The sequence below is a fragment of the Pirellulales bacterium genome (assembly GCA_035939775.1).
Classification (GTDB): domain Bacteria; phylum Planctomycetota; class Planctomycetia; order Pirellulales; family DATAWG01; genus DASZFO01.
The window spans coordinates 1-15,974 of record DASZFO010000203.1 but is presented as its reverse complement, the minus strand read 5'-3'; the positions used below and the strand labels follow the sequence as shown (position 1 = coordinate 15,974).

Below are 15,974 nucleotides of genomic sequence, written 5' to 3'. Positions count from 1 at the left end.
CTAACCGAATTGGCGTTGTACACGAGCGCGTATCCGCCCTGGCCGAAGGTCAAGTCGCTGGCGATCGTGGCGTTCGAGATGTAGTTGTTGCCGTTCGCGGCAAAGCTCAGCCCCGTGCCCGTGCTGGCACCGAGCGTGCCGGTGACGGCGCCGCCGTTGATTTCCGCCACGCTATCGGGGTTGTTGTCGACATGCACCTGCAACCCGCTGCCGTTGATGATTGCGCCAATCGACAGAATGCCGCCGTTCTTGGCCTCCAACACGCCGCTGCCGGTGAGGTTCGTGTTGTTGATCGCCAGCGTATTGCCGGCCGAATCAGCGGAGATCGTGCCGTTATCGACCAGCGTGCCGCCGCCGCCGTTGTTGAAGGTGGCGCCGTAGCCGTGGAGCATGCCCGTCAACGTCAGGCTGGCGTTGCTGTCGTTAAACCGAATGCCGTTGCTCATACTGGCCACGTTGATATTGCCGCTCTCCGAGTTGGCGTTGTACAGCAGGGCATATCCGCCCTCGCCAAACGTAAGGTCGCTGGCGATCGTGGCGTTCGAGATGTAGTTGTTGCCGTTGTTGGCGAAGCTCAGCCCGGTGCCCGTGCTCGCGCCGATCGTGCCGGTCACCGCGCCGCCATTGATGAGTACGACGCTGCCGGGATTGCCGTCGACGTGGACCTGCAAGCCGCTGCCGTTGATGACTGCGCCGATCGAGAGGACGCCGCCGATCTTGGCTTCCAGCACGCCGCCGCCGGTGAGGTTCGTGTTGTTGATCGCCAGCGTATTGCCGGCGGAGTCGGCGGAGATCGTGCCGTTGTCGATAAGCGTTCCGCCGCCGCCGTTGTTGAAGGTTGCGCCGTAGCCGTGAAACGTTCCGGTCAGTGTCAGGCTGGCGTTGCCATCGTTAAAGCGAATGCCATTGCCCACGTTCGTCATCGCAATGTTATGGGCGGAATTGGCGTTGAACAGCAGAAGGTAATCGCTGTTGCTGAACGTGAGGTCAGCGGCCGCGACGACGCCGCTGAAAAAGTCGCCGCCGTTGCTGGCAAATGTCACGCTGCCGCCCACGCCCTGAGCGATCGTGAGATTGCTGAGTTCGCCGCCGTTCACCGAGAGATCACCATTCACCTGCACCGCGCTGGCCGAGTTGGCTTGCGAGCCGGACAGCACGCCGCCCACCAGATTGAAGCCGCTCGACTGGCTGAAAAAGCTGTTAACTGTCGCGGAGGTGTTGAAGCTGATCGGGGCGCCGGCCAGGAGATTCTGCGCGTCGTCGTTCGTGCCCGCGCCGGACCCCGGCAGCCGGGGGTTCCAATTGGCCGGATTCGACCAGTCGCCGCCGCCACCGGTCATCCAAGAATCGGTCGTCGCGCCGCGAGCCGCGCTATAAAGAAAGAGCGTTGCGGCGACAACTGCCGCGGCATTGCCGACCGCAGCCAGAATAATCCAAGGTGTTCGCTTCATTAGCCGACTCCTCAGCGGGGCATCGAACTCGCGGGCGCAAACCTCAGGCAGTGTAATTTGCGCCTCCGTCAGTGTCCAGCATTTGGAGGGGTCTATTTCGGCAACTGGCTTTGGAGTCGGCGGACATCGTTATTGACGTTGTTGAACCTCGAGGGCCAATCGGTCTTCTGAAGCCGTTCGATCGACCGCCGCGCAGCGTCCAATTGTTTCGCGTGAAGCTCGGCCTCGGCCAGCTTGATCAGATTCGTCGGCTCGAGCCGTCGCAGCTTGGCGGCCTCCTCCCAGTGTGGAATGGCTTCGTTCCAGCGCCCTTGCTTCTGCCGCAGCTCGGCCATTACCGCTTGATTCTCGGCTTCGTGGGGGCCGGCTTCGATGATCGAGGTGGCCGCACGTTCCGCCTCGGGCTCGTCGTTCTTGAGGCGTTCGGCAAGCTGCTGATACAGGGGCAGGTTATGCGGGTCGAGGTCGATGAGGGCGAGAAGCTGCAACGTCGCCTCGGGCTTTCTGTCCGTTGCGTCGTAGCAGGCGATGAGCGCCTGGTGAGCTTCGGCATCCGTTGGTTGAAGCAGGATCGCTAATTGGAACTGGGCAGTGGCCTTTGCGAAGTCCCGGTGCGACTGGTAAGTCTGGCCGATCGCCTTTCGCACGATCGCGCTGTCTTGGCCGGTCTTGGCCGATTGTTCATCGAGCCCGCGGACATAGGCGTCCAAATCCTTTGCATTGGCCAGCACTTGGTTGAGCTTGTTGAGCGCATCGCGGCGCTCGTTTTGCCGCGGCCCCCAGGAAACGATCGCTCCCGAGGCGGCCTCGACAGCCTCCTTCGTGTGGCCGAGCTGCGATTGGGCCTCGGCCAGTTGTTGATACATGCCGGAGAGCGTAGCGTCGCCCACGCCGCTGGCCGGATTGCTGCGCTGATGCAGGGAAATGGATTCTAGGTAGTAGCCAACCGCCTGATCGAGCAGATTGCAATCGAGGCATCCCCGGCCAAACTCGGCGATGTTCCCCTCCGTCCAACGCCCTTCCTTGTGGAAGTGCTCGGCCGTTTGCTTGACGAGGTCCGTGAGCTGGTCGTGCCGATGGGTGCGATGATAGGCCGCCATAAGCCGCGTGCGGTATTGCATCGCGTCGGGATGGTCCTTGACGAGCGGTTCCAAAACGGGAATCGACTCGCCAAAGCGACTTGCTTGCTGCAAGTGATCGACCAACTGCACTTGGCCCGATTCATCGAGTACGCCGTCCTTTTGTGCTACGAGCAAGATTTCGATGGGGCGAGTTTTCAAGAGGAGTCCGTTCCTAAGATAGTTAGCGATGTAGACCACGCGGCGGCCGGAGGACTTGTGATCCTGATAGACTTCGTTCGCCGCGTTGGCGAAATCGCCGGCTTTGGCCGCCCAGAAATACGTGTAGCCGATGTAGTAGATCGCAAGATTGCGGCGATCCTCGGTCAGCAGATCGCGCTTGAGTTCGCGGATGGTAAGTTTGAGCACGCGGGGCTCAAGGTCTTCGATTTTCTCCTTGGAGTTGGTTGCAGCTTCGCGCAACCGGGCCAGTTCGTTGCCGAACGTCGTCCAGCCGCCGTTCCAAGTCGCTTCGAGCCATTGCGGATATTGCTCCATGCGCTCCACGACGTACTGGAGCGCCGCCTTAGGCCCAAGCGTGGCTTCGATGACTCGCAGCGGAGTGACGGCCGTGTTCTGGTATTGTCCTTGCTGCCGCCTGAGAATCGCCGGAAGGATGTCGAATGCGAACCTACGGACTTGTTCCGGGGCGTCCTTGAGCTTATGGCGCTGGGCGATGTCGAAGGTGTTCGTCAAACTGCTTACGATGTTGTAACGGACGTTCTCATCCGCGGCCGCATCGATTCGCTTGAATCCCTCCGCGACGATCTGTAAGAACAGTTGATTTCCCTTGCCGAGCGTCGCCTCGCCGTCTTGGTCCAAGGCGTTGTTATAAAGCTGCAAGAGCCGATCTTGGAGCCAAACTCGTTGCTGCTCTTGCTTCAGTTTAGCGAGATGCTTGAGCAAGATCGCCTCTCCGGCCGCATGGCGATGCGCGCCTTCGAAGAGCGCCACGTAGCTGCCCAGCACCTCGTCGTCTTCATAAGGCCACGCGCCGCCGTGCGCCTGCTCGTAGCCGTGAACCTCGGTTTCCATTTGCTCAATCGCCTCGTCGCGGCGACCGTACGACCAGAACAGCAAATTGCACAGATCGTTCGTGATCAGCAGATGGTCGCGGCTGGCGGCCGGCGCCATGTCGGCGAGCGCACGCAGCTCGCGGATTTGCTCGTCAACCAACTTCGGATCGTGCAGGGTCTCGAGATTTCGCAGGAAGCCGGCCATCATCCGCGGCTCGCTTTCGCCCCACTGGCGATCGAACGCGCGCCGTAGCGCCGCCAGGCAGGCAGCGACGTGCGGCCCAGGCTGATTGAGCACCTCGGAGGCTCGCCGCTCGACGAGGGCCTCCGTGAGATCGAGCGCCCGCAGATCAGTCGGCGTCAGCTTCCCTTCGCGCAGCTTCTTGATCCGCGCAGTGATTTCGTCGGCGGTTGCTTCGTTGTGCAACTCGGCGAGCACCTGGCTTCGCAGGTTTTCCAGGAATGCGTAGATTTGCTGCGGCGAACGGCCCACGACGGCGTCGGGGAGCATCTGCAACAGGCGAAAATCGCGGCAGGCAGCATACAGGTCACGAAGCTGCCCGAGATAGTTTTCCGGATTGGCCGACTTTTCGAAAAGCGCGCGGAAGGCGAAGAGCGTGTTGTCGTCCAACTCGCTCGGCAGCGGCCGATCGGTTTGCAGCCAGCGGTTGCGGACGCCGTAGAATCGGTTGGCCAAATACTGCTCCGGCACCAACTTGAACGCCTCGATCCGCGACCGCTCGTAGGCGTCACGGCGGCTGGAGATCATGTACCAATCGGCCAACGTCCGATAGTCGGCGGCCGTGAGAAGATGGTCCTTCTCGGACGCCTCGAACAGGCTGATTGCCTCGTCGAATTTGCCACGTTCGCCCAGCAGCATGGCCAATGCCTTTCGCCAAGGGGCTGTGCTTACGTCGGCGCGAATCCACTCGCGCAATGCGCGCTCCAGCTCGTCGGGCCGGTCCAAGGCGATCAGCAGTTGAAACTTCGTATTCCTCCAAGGCGCAGCCATGTCGCCGCCGAGAGCGATCCCAGCATCAACATATTTGAGTAGACGATCGATGGCTGTCGGCGGAGCGTTTTTTCGGGCCGCCAAGTTCATTACCGTGACAAACGTCCGCTGCCGCAGCAGCGCGTCGAAGAACTGCTGCCGAAGCTGCGCGTCTGACAGCTCTTCACTCGCCTCAGCGTCGCGAACCTGCTTCGGCGGCGCTTCGCCGAGAATCTTCCAGCATTCGGCTTCAACGTCGGCCAGATTCTGATCCAGTTGGACGTCAAGATAGGCCCGCTCGATCCGCAGCCAAGGCGCCAGCGGTCCCATTTCCTTTGCCGCATCGCCGGCCAACCGGGCGGCCAGGCCTTGCCGGGCGGCATTGCGAATCTCAGTCCGCTTTTTCGCCAACTCCGTGCGCGTGAGTTTGTCCACTTCGCCGCGGTCGTGCAATTTCTGCTCGGCGGCGGCCTGACGATTGGCCAACATGCTATCGACCAATCGATACAAAGCCGGCACTTCCACCAGGAGCCGGTCGGCCGGCTCTTCGGCATCCGATAACTCGCGCATTTGCGAGAATGCCTCGCGCTCGATCTCGTCGGTCCATTTCCGAGTCAACAGCGTGTCGAACAGCGCCGCGATGTACGATGGTTTCAGTTCCACGCTCGCCGACGCGATTCGCTCGCGGAGGAACGGCAGCAGCTCGGTGTCGTTGAATCGGATCGCATCGATCGTCCGCAGGGCCTCACCCAACAAATGCTTGTCATTGTCGCCGGACTTAGTCTCGGTTTGCTTCCAGCGGCGATAGAGTTGCCCTGCGATCTTTCGCCAAACGCCCTCGGGAATCTCGGACGCATTCAACTGTCGTCGGCCGTCGAGCGGCTGGGCCAACTCGATTCGGCCCGAGAGCGTCCAGCCCACCAGCGAATTGATCTGTTCCGGCGTGAGATTGGCCAGGTCGGTTTCGAGCATTCCCAAGAAGAAGCCACGGAGCCGATCGTACGCATCGCTCTCGGTGAAACGATAATCGGTGATTCGGCCCACGATGCCGAAGCGCTCCTTGCGGCGGGCGAAGAACCGCGCCGCCTCGGCCAATGGCTCGAACCATTTTGGATCGAGTCGATAGAACGACAGATTGTACGCATTGCCCTGCGCGAAACTGATGGCCGCGTCCAGCCGCGCCTCCTGATCGGCGGAGAGCTTGCCTTCGATTTGAGCGTCTTTAAGCCACTGCCGGGCCAGAGCGTTCGCCGCGTCGAGCTGATTGTTGTAGATGAGTGCCGAGATGTGTTGGAGGTAGGCCGACTGATACTCGGGCTTGCGATCAATCCACTTCGTCGTAAAACGAAGCAAATCTTCCCAGCGGGCTTGGCCGCGATTGAGATCGGCGTAAGCAGTGCGCAGCGATTCGTCTTCGGAATGGTCGCGCTCCTCGGGGCGATCGAGTTGCTTTTTCAGCCAGTCGTAGGCGGCGTCCGCTTGACCGGCCTGCATCAGCCGGCGAGCATAGTCCGTCTGCTTGTTCACATCCCACGGCGCCCGTTCTGCCAAGGTCCGCTTGAGCGCGAGCGCGTCGTCGTTGCGGCCGAGCCGATCGTACGTGCCGGCCAATTCCTCTTGCCAGCGCGATTTGGCATCGAGTTCATCGGGCTGGCGGTCGTAGACCGGCTTGAGCAATTCGACGAACTGGAGGTACTCGGCCGGACTCGTCACTCCCTGGGCCTGCCCGAGCAGGAATCCGGTCAGATACAGTTCATCCTGCTGTTTCTTCTCGGCAAGTTGGCGGGCCTCGCCGAGCATTCGCTGGCGGGCTTCTTCATTTCGCCGAACGGTCTGAATCACGACGGTTCGCAGCCAGCGAAGGCCCGGCTTGTCGATGGCAGCCTTCTCAACGGCACTCAGGTGCTCGAGCAATTCGTCCCATTGCTGGAGCGAGGCGTCGTGGAGCATCATCACGATCCGGTCGTCAAATCCGGCCGAGCCATCGGCACCCCTCTGCCGCGCGTCCTTGAATTTCACGAACGGCAAGTTCAGGAATTGGACATGGGAATTCACTGCAAGCTCGGCGTCGATTCGATCGGCGAATTTGGCAGGAGCAAGAACGGCAACGTCGAGCGTGGTCTCGGCGATGGTTCGTCCTTTGGAATCGGTGGTCGTCACGCGCCGGGCCCACCACGATCCGGCGATCTCAGTAAAATCGGTGAAAACGATGCTGCCAGTCAACTTGCTCTGATCGAAGGTTTCGATCTTGACCAACACATGCCGCGCTGTGTCAATCAGAAAACGTTGTTCGACTTCCGATCCCTTGGCCTTGAGGATGAGCGTGGCTCGGTGTTCCTCGTCCACGTTTGAAACTTTCGCCTCGTAACCTCGATAGGCTTCATTGAGCGGCGACAGCGACCAATCGCTCAGTGACAGCGGTAGATCGGTCAAATCGCGCTCAACCGATTTCCGCGTCCGCCCGAGCAAGAGCGAGAGCGAGAATACGCCGCGCTCCTTGGCATTACAGAAGTTGATGATCGTTTGCGCATCCAAGTCGAGCGTGTGGGTCAACCAACCCGTAGGCGAATACAATGCCAGATCGCTATGCCGCGACGATCGCCGCTTCCAGCGCGGATCGAAGGTCTCCGAGATGGTGCGCAGCTCGATCCCGCCCTCGAGCTTCTTGAGCGATTCAGTTCGCAGCAGGTTGTTGACCAAAGCGATCGCTTCCGGTGACCAGCTCTCCGGCTGCTTCGGCGGCTTCTCCGGCGTTCGAGTCGGCGGCAGGAGTGTCGGGAAGAGCGTGTCCAGCCAGGCCGTGTAGTTCGGCTCGTAGCCGTGACTCGCGAAGTAGAACGGTTTGCCAGGTGAGTAGTCGGGAATTCGACCGTTAAGCGTGTAGCTCATGGGCCCGTTCAAGGGCGTCAGTCCAGCGGATTCCGCGGCCCAGCCGCCATTTATGGATTGCGCGCCCCAAAGTCTCCCACCTAACGCAGTGCGGCTGTCGATCAACTCCGTGTCATCCACAGGCATTGCCTCGCCGGCGAATTCATTCTGCTTGAAATCGGTTTCACGCTCGGAGAGTTCGTCCACGTCGCTTTCCACCTCGAGCTTAGCCTTAAGTCCAACATCAAGTTCTTCATCGTTGAACGCCGCCCCGTCAAAGTCGTCGAGGCCGCGCAACTTTCTGTTGACCATTCCGCGACCAGACATGCTCCATTGCAATGCTTCGCTGTCTCCGGCGACGTACGAATCGCCTAGAAGGAGCCGCCCGCCGGAAAGAACCGTCGTGCCGTCGTAAGTAGTCGCGCCCTCGACGACGAGCGGAAGGTTCATGCTAAAGGGAGCAATCGATCCCGACCCGCCGGAATCAATCCATCGAGTGGTCGTTCCGCTTGCCGGGCCAAAGCCGCCGCCGACACCTCCCCCGCCGGCCACGCCGCCGGACCGTTCATACTCTTGCCGCAGCACTTGGGCTTGCCGCTGGAACATTTGCGAGTCGCGGCCGAGGCGCGCGAGGTTGGCCAGCATTTGCCGCCGCAACCCGAGCCGCCAATCGCCGGCTCGCTTCATCTGCTGCTGCGTGAGTTCAAAGTTGGCGTTGTCACGCCCGGCGGCGAAGAATTTCTCGCCGTCGCGCATCGCGAACCGCCGTTTGACGCCAAACCGCTCCCGATCGGCGTCGGTCTCGAGCACTAGGAGCGACGTGTATGGCGTCATGATGTGGAACTCTTCGGAAAGCGCGATGATCTGATCGCGCACGGCCTCACTTTGCCCCTGGGCCAGTAAATGATCGAGATGCGCCCGCGCCCACAATCGCGGGATGAAGGAGTTGCCCGCTTCCGCCTCCTTGAGATCGACTTTCGCGGCATAGCGCACCGGTTCGGAGCCGCGATGCCCCGTGACGACAATCTCTCCTTGTTGATCTTTGCCGGTCGGTAGATAACGCCCGACGAGAATCTGCTGCGTGCCGGCGGCCAAGTTGGGAAGCCGCTCGGGATAGACGGCCGCAACCTTAAGGCCACGGAATTCGACGTTCAGATCGCGCAGCCCCGGCTCGGAAATCTCTTTGAGCAATTCGAGCGCGACGGACTGCGGCGTCTGCTCGCCGCCGATGCTCCGAACCGAGCCGCCGCCGACGGCGGCAATAGCCTTGAGCACGGTGGACTCGAAGGAATTGCCGACCGTGACCGCGTGGAAGACGCGGCCGGGCTGTTCGAACGCCGGCTGGGAACGATCCACCAGTTGGCCCAGGCGCTTGACGAAGTTATCGGGATCGGCTTCGCCCGCGGTGACAATCCCATCGCCAATGTAAATCACTTGCGCACCGGCGGGCGCCTTTTTCAATACGGCCTCGAATGCCTGCTCCAAGTTCGTCCAGCCGAGCGACAACCGATGGTCGAGAAAGTCGCGTGCCTTGGCGATGTTCTCGGCGGTTGGCGACTGCGGTTCCATGGAGGCCCAAACGGTCCCGACATCCGCGGCCGCCAGCCAAAATCGGTCCTTTTCGCCTAGCGACGAAAGAATCGTGGCCACGAACTCGGCCTGCTGCTTTCGCTTCTCGCTATCCATCGAGGCGGACGTGTCGCAGAGCAGCACCAATTCGAGCGGCTTGCCGTCGGCCACGAGTTCGCGCTGCCAGTTCCCCTCGGGCGCCGGTGGCGTCAACTGCACCATGAAGTAGCCATCGTCGCCGCGGCGATGAGGAACCACGACGACATCCGACTGCCGGCCATCGATCTCGCAGACGACCTCGAAGTCGCGAGTTGGAATGTATTCTTGCGCGACAAACGCGACCTGCGCCGAATGGTCCGTGTGTTCGATGCGGGCCGAATGCGTCGGGCAAGTGACGCTCTTGAGCGGCAGCGCCGAATTGACGGTCACCGTCAGCGACAATTCCCGCAGCGGTTTGGTGCGAAGCAATTCGCTCCGCAGGCCGTAGCTGTAGCGATAGCGATTCGCGCGCAGCGGCAGCACCTGGGTGTAGACGATCTTGATCCGCTTTTCCGATTGGGCCTCGATGGGAAACACGCGGGCCTTGAAGATATTGCCGCCCGTCCATTCGAGCAGCCCCGGATCGCGCCGCTCGCGCAGGATAGTTTCATAGATTTCGCGCGCCCGCTGCTTTTCGACGACGTCGGCCTCAACCAGATTGTTGCCGATCCACATCCCGAAATCGCTGATCGAGGCGTCGTGCGGCAAGGGGAAATAAAACACGCCTTCGAGCCGTGCCTGGGTGTGATTCACGAACGACTCTTCAATGGTCGTCCGGGCGATCTGGTCGCGGATTTCGACGCTCACTTTGTGATAGCCGACCGCCAGGGGCTGATTGCCGACGTCCGGCAGATTCACGATCAACGAACCGAGCGATTCGTCGCTGGATGTGCCTTCAAATCCGGCCAACCACTTCGGCCGCTCCTTCACAACGACGAGTTTTTCATCGCGATCGATGCGGAAGAGCGATTTGCCGGCATCCGTGAACTTTTGGTTCCCCACGCGAGGAGCGAGCAACTCGAACACGGCGTGATCCTGCCTGGGCAGGCTCACCTGCACCTCGCCGGTGTGCAGTCGCGCGAGCGCCGGCGAGATGCACTCGACGAGCGTGCCGGGGCCCAGAGTCAGCTCGACCTCGGAGGAGAGTCGGGCCTTGACGGCGTTCGCACCGCGGATGTCGGTTCGCAGCCAATCTCCGGCGCGAAGCTGCATCTCGCGGCAAACCGGAGTCCAGCGCTGTGAAAGCGCCGGCCGGACGACGACGACCCCTTGCGCATCGCTCACCTTGCCAATCCGTCCGTCGTCGGTCAGCGACTTGGCGACCACGAATTTCGATTCGTCAACCGGCGCATTCATGGCCACCAGCCGCAGCTCGGCCAGCGGCGGGCCGGCGGCCGGCGCGCCGGCCGGCTGAGCGACGATTCCGACTAACTGCTTCGACCGCTCGTCAGCAAAAGCGGCGATCTGCACACGGCCCTCCTGGGCCGCCAGATCGACGCGATAGACAACGCAATCGTGCCCGTCGTACTCCGCGCGATCGACCGGCCGGGCGGTCAGGAGTGGAGTGGAATCCTTGATCCCGACATCGAGCAATCCCAGCAGATCAACCTGTTGCTTGGGGCCGATGAACCAGGGGGAATCGCCGGTGGAGACCGTATTGGCGACCTCGTCGATTTTCCAAAGTCGCGAACCGGTCGCGATGCGGTAGCGCTGCGGAGAATCCTCCCACCGCACGGATCCCGGCGCCCGAATCCAGACCTCCGCGGACCGGCCTTCCTTCGTCACTCGCAGCTCGAGCGTCTGCTGGCTGCGCAGTCGCTCGAGAACGCCGGAGAAGCGCATCGCGCCGCTCAGGCGGCCGGGTGGAATCACATTCAAACAAACTGCGACCGCAGCAGCCAGGCCGGCAACTGCGATGAATCCACGTACTGCGAGCGCGATCATGCGATGTCTCGATCGGTTAGGGGTCGCTAGGGCGGATAATCCTTGTTCGGTTTCCGGTATGACGACTCGCTCCACGGCGGCGCTTTCGTCGAACAACTTCTGCGTGCGAGCGCGAAGAGATTCGAGCATCGCTTGATCTGGCGGAATCGCGTCGGCGTCGAGCGCGCGCAGGATCAAACGAAGCTGCGGCTCGTCGCGATCATTGGATTGTTCGTCGGTCATGGAAGAACGAATACTGCGAATGGTTGAAGCGGCAAAGCGCTCTCGTTAGCCGGTTCGCTCGCGAACCGGAGGAAGTGGGGGAATGGCTCCGGGATTTTCTGGCTCCGCGCAAACGGGCGATGCTTTCGTCAGTCGCTCGAACTTTGCACGGAATTCGCGTCTGGCTCGAGCCAATTTCGATTTGACGGCGTCGGTCGATCCGCCCGATTGTTCCGATATTTGCGCGAGGCTTCGCTCATTGAGGTATTTGGCGGTCAACAGCGCCGCGTAGTCCGCCGGCAATTCGGCCAGCACGCTCCGCACCAATTCGGCCAGTTCTCGGCGTTGCCACGGGGCTTCGGATAACTCCGTGCTCTCGAAGAGTCGCTGAATTTCCGGCGCCCTAGCTTCGATCAGCTTCCGCAGGTTTGCGGACCTCTGAGCTTGCCTCCAATAGGCCGCCACTCGGTGGTGGGCAATGCCGGTCAGCCAGGCCCAAAGGGTCCCGCGATTGCCGTCGAAACCGGCCGCCGTCCGGGCGGCCTCCATGAACGTCTCTTGCACGACATCGGCCACGGCCCCCGCGTCGGGACCCAGCATCCTCGCAACATATCGCCAGACATCCGCGCTGTACGCGTCGTACAGTTTGGCCCAGGATTCACGGCTGCCGCGGCAAAGGCCGTGAATGACGGCAAGTTGTTCGTATTCGTCCAGCAAGGAGCCGTCTCGATTGTTCAATCAGACGTTCTGTTAATTACTTGCCGTTGAGACGCCACCAAGTGTCGCAGAATTCCGGAAAAACTGTGAACTGATCGAGAGATACGCCCCGGCCGGCAAGAAAATCCCGATCCTCTCCGGCGAGTGGGGCAATTCGGCCGGCTCGCAAACCAAGAGTGGCTGGCGGGCGCGCGATGAGACGCGGAAAGGCAAATGCTCCCGCGGCAATGGCTCGTTAAGCTTTCGGAAGGCGCCAACGTGTCGATCTGGTACGACTGGCGCGACGACAGCGCCAACCGATCGACAAGATTCTCGCTATTTCCCAAGCCAGCTTTTGCGCGGCGGGCCGAAGGCCGCGATCGCGTCGGCCTCAGTCTTGCGAATGTCCAACAGCTTATCCAGCCGGGTGATCTTGAAGACTTCCATGATCGTGGGATCGATGCAGCAGAGCTTGAGCGCAATTCCGTCGGCCTTGGCCTTCTTGTAGAGCTTCATGATCTGGCCGATCATGGCCGACGACATGAACGTGACGCGATCGAAGTTCAAGAGCAGCTTGCGCTCCGCCGCGGCCTCGGTCGTCAGCTTGTCGAACTCGGCGCCGATGTTCCGGATCACCGATTCATCGAGGATCTTGAAGTTCGTGAACGTGACCATGACCACGTCGTCTCTGTCGGCGATATTGAGCTGAGACATTTCGACACCTGAGTCCAATTAAACGGGGGACGGCATACGTTCGACGCGGAACGTCAACTGCGAGTCTAACTTGCCGCTCATTGGCAGGGAAGAGTCTGGCAAATCATTTTAGAACCCCTCATAAAACCGCCGGGGACTGTCCCCATTTTTGCGCAGTCCGCGGAGCAAAAACTGGGGACTGTCCCCTTCTCCCAGGCGGTTTTGTGAGGGGTTCTCATGCAGTTCGTCGCGCCGACTGCTGCCCCGCAAATTCAGTGTGGCTATACTATAAGCCTGCCTTGTCGAGGAATCCTGAGAATGCGTAGCTCGGAGGTCAAGTTCATGTTATGGTCTTTTTCGCGATTGGCCTTGAGTTTGGTGGTCCTGCATTCAACTCGGGCGATGGCGGTTGCCGACGAGCCGCCTACCCTGCCGCAGTTCACGAATTGGGTCACGGCCGTGGCCTTTTCGCCGCTCGATGGATCGCTAGCGAGCGTCGGTGGGCAAACGCTGCTCTATCGACCCGGCGACGTAAAGATTTGGGATCCGGCCGACGGCAAGCTGAAGCAATCGCTCGACGGCCACGGAACCACGGTCTGGGCGGTCGCCTTTTCTCCGGATGGCCGGACGATGGCCACCGCCGGCTATGACGGGGCGATCAAGCTTTGGGACATGCCCGATGGAAAGCCGCGGCTTGAGTTGAAGAAACACAAGCATTGGGTCCGGGCGCTGGCGTTCACTCCCGACGGCAAGTCGCTCGTCTCCGGCAGCGAGGACACGACGGTCATCATTTGGGATGTCGCAACCGGCAGCGACGTGAAAACGATCCAAGCCCACGCCGGGCCGGTCAACGCCGTGGCCATCTCGCCCGACGGCAAGACGCTGGCCACCGCCGGCGGCGACAAGCTGGCGAAGATCTGGGACCTCGAAAAAGGGACCGAGAAAGCCAAGCTCGAAGGACACCAAGACGCTATCTGGACCATCGCCTTCCGCAAGGGCGGCACTCTGCTCGCCACTGCGGGGGCCGACCGCGACGTGCGTCTCTGGAGCCCGGACGGCAAACCCCAAGGCACGCTTTCGGGTCACAAGGATTGGATCACCACGGCGGCCTTTTCTCCGACTGACAACAATCTACTCGCGACCGGCAGCCTCGACCACACCGTCAAGCTCTGGGACGTAGCCGAAAAGAAGCAGTTTCAGGCGACTTCGACGCTCAAGTCATCTATCTGGGGCATCGCCTTCTCGGCCGATGGCAAGCGCCTAGCGATCGGCAGCCACGCCGATTCGCTCAAGCTCTGGGACCTGCCGGAGAAATTGGAGCACGTCGAAAGCCCGATCCTCGCCGCGGGCGCGAAGCTCGAAAAACTCGCCGGCGGATTCGAATTCACCGAAGGTCCGTCGGTCGATGTCCAGGGCAATGTTTATTTCACCGACCAGCCGAACGATCGGATCATGAAATGGAACATCTATGGCGAACTCTCTACATTCCTGAAGCCGGCCGGGCGCTCCAACGGCCTCTGCTTCGACGCGAAGAACGCCCTCTGGGCTTGCGCCGACGAGAAGAATGAGCTGTGGCGGATCGACATCGCCACTGCCCAGCATGAAGTCATGGTGAAGGACTATCAAGGTAAGCTGCTGAACGGCCCGAACGACGTCTGGGTGCGGCCGGACGGCGGCGCCTATTTCACCGATCCCTATTACAAACGCCCTTACTGGAAACGCGGGCCGAAGGAGCAAGATCAGGAAGCCACCTACTATCTCGCGCCGGACGGCAAGACGCTGACTCGCGTGAGTGGCGACATGACCCGGCCCAATGGGATCATCGGCACGCCGGACGGCAAGACACTCTACGTCTCCGATATCGACGGCGGCAAGACCTTCGCTTACGACATTCAGCCCGACGGCTCGCTCCAAAACAAGCGGCTATTCTGCGAACTCGGCTCGGACGGCATGACGCTCGACGACCAGGGAAACGTCTATCTCACCGGCAAGGGCGTCACCGTGTTCGACAAGTCGGGCAAACAAATCGAGCACATCGACGTGCCCGAGAATTGGACCGGCAACATCTGCTTCGGCGGCGCTGACATGCAAACCTTGTTCATCACGGCGAGCAAGGGACTGTATGCCTTCAAGATGAAGGTCAAAGGCGCGGCCCGGCAGTAAAGGCGCATTATTTTGCCAACTAGTTCGCCTGCTCGTAGAAGAAGTCAACGCACTTTTGGGACGGAAAAAGGTGGTACCTCCAATTGTCCATATTCGGACTTATCCCCATTTCCTTCGGCCGCCCATTTCCTTCGACAACCAAAGACGTGCGATCAAGACATTACAAATCCGTGACGGGAATGTGAAACGGCGTTAGTGACAGCGCGCCCGAATCAAGCCTCAGTGTCGCCATCACCCTGCCTAACCGCGCCCGCACCCTGGATAACGGGTGATCAGGAAATGACTTATCATATTGCTCGTCATCCGAAGGTAACCGCCGAACCGGGGTACGGGCCAGTTGCTCAATCAAGTCCTTCGAGCTTGTCACCACCTGTAGCGTGTTCGGTCGCGGCTTGGGCCAAGCGTCGCCTAGGATGAGCATGACAGCCGCCTCGCGGGTCCCGGTCGTGCCAACCTCCATTGCCTCCACGTTGATCTGAAAACGACACTCTTGGAACGGTATCCACAAAATCCCCACGTAATACATTGCCAAACTACCCGGAATGGGAGCGCGGTACTTGAAAAGTCCGAGCAAGGCCTCAGCTCCCGTGACTGTGGTAACTTCGATTGACAGCGCTGCCCCTCCGTTCTGCATACACTGACGCCGGTAGAAGTCAGTTGCACCAATCGGGTTGGTCAGGTCGAAGGGCCATTCGGGCGGTCCAGGTTGGAACTGGAGCTTCTGGGCCACTTGGAGAGAATTCATCCATCCGCGGTGGCCCTCGCTTTGCTCTCGCAGGGAGCAGTCGGAAAGGTCGAACGTGATCGAGTTAATGCTTGCCATTCTTTGCCGTCCGTGTTGCTTGGCGATTGATTATAACAATTGGACTTATCACCTCTTTTCCCGCATCTTTTTTCCCAAATCGACGTGCCCGAGGCCCGGACCGGCAGTGTCCGCTTCGGCGGCGCCGAGATGCAGACCTTGTTCATCACGGCGAGCAAGGGACTGTATGCTTTCAAGATGAAGGTCAAAGGGGCTGCGCGGCAGTAAGGCCGACTCATTTCGCCAACTGATTCGCTTGATCGTAGAAGAAGTCAACGCACTTTTGCAGTGTCGGCACGTCCCAGGTGTATTCGTATTCGATGGCGATCGGGCCTTTGAAGCCCTTTTGCTTGAGCATGGCCAGCATGGCGGCGGCTTTGCTTTCGCCCGTGCCCCAGGGGACGTCGTGATAGCCGTTGCCCG

Annotated in this window: 8 protein-coding genes; 2 read left to right on the top strand and 6 right to left on the bottom strand. The window is 60.7% G+C overall.

What is annotated here, in order from left to right:
* The 4 genes from VGY55_13015 to VGY55_13000 form a co-directional block, all read right to left on the bottom strand.
* Positions 1-1,451, bottom strand: a 1,451-nt coding sequence (locus VGY55_13015) for a hypothetical protein (GenBank protein ID HEV2970885.1), incomplete at its 3' end; no start/stop codon positions are given.
* A 92-nt stretch (positions 1,452-1,543) separates the two neighbouring features.
* Positions 1,544-11,218, bottom strand: a complete 9,675-nt coding sequence (locus VGY55_13010) for a VIT domain-containing protein (GenBank protein HEV2970884.1) — start codon at positions 11,216-11,218, stop codon at positions 1,544-1,546.
* 45 nt (positions 11,219-11,263) lie between these two features.
* On the bottom strand, positions 11,264-11,914 hold the full coding sequence (locus VGY55_13005; protein ID HEV2970883.1) for a sigma-70 family RNA polymerase sigma factor: 651 nt from the start codon (positions 11,912-11,914) through the stop codon (positions 11,264-11,266).
* A gap of 315 nt (positions 11,915-12,229) precedes the next feature.
* Positions 12,230-12,607, bottom strand: a complete 378-nt coding sequence (locus VGY55_13000) for an STAS domain-containing protein (GenBank protein HEV2970882.1) — start codon at positions 12,605-12,607, stop codon at positions 12,230-12,232.
* Between the two features lie 321 nt (positions 12,608-12,928).
* On the opposite strand from VGY55_13000, the gene VGY55_12995 reads away from it, so the two are divergent.
* Positions 12,929-14,749, top strand: a complete 1,821-nt coding sequence (locus VGY55_12995; GenBank protein ID HEV2970881.1) for an SMP-30/gluconolactonase/LRE family protein — start codon at positions 12,929-12,931, stop codon at positions 14,747-14,749.
* A 160-nt stretch (positions 14,750-14,909) separates the two neighbouring features.
* On the opposite strand, the gene VGY55_12990 is transcribed toward VGY55_12995, so the two are convergent.
* Positions 14,910-15,572 (bottom strand): hypothetical protein, encoded by a 663-nt coding sequence (locus VGY55_12990; protein ID HEV2970880.1) that lies wholly within the window; start codon positions 15,570-15,572, stop codon positions 14,910-14,912.
* A 39-nt stretch (positions 15,573-15,611) separates the two neighbouring features.
* On the opposite strand from VGY55_12990, the gene VGY55_12985 reads away from it, so the two are divergent.
* Entirely contained in the window at positions 15,612-15,779 is a 168-nt protein-coding gene (locus VGY55_12985) for a hypothetical protein (GenBank protein HEV2970879.1), read from the top strand.
* Between the two features lie 7 nt (positions 15,780-15,786).
* On the opposite strand, the gene VGY55_12980 is transcribed toward VGY55_12985, so the two are convergent.
* Positions 15,787-15,974 (bottom strand): hypothetical protein (locus tag VGY55_12980; GenBank protein ID HEV2970878.1); only part of this gene is annotated, 188 nt, incomplete at its 5' end.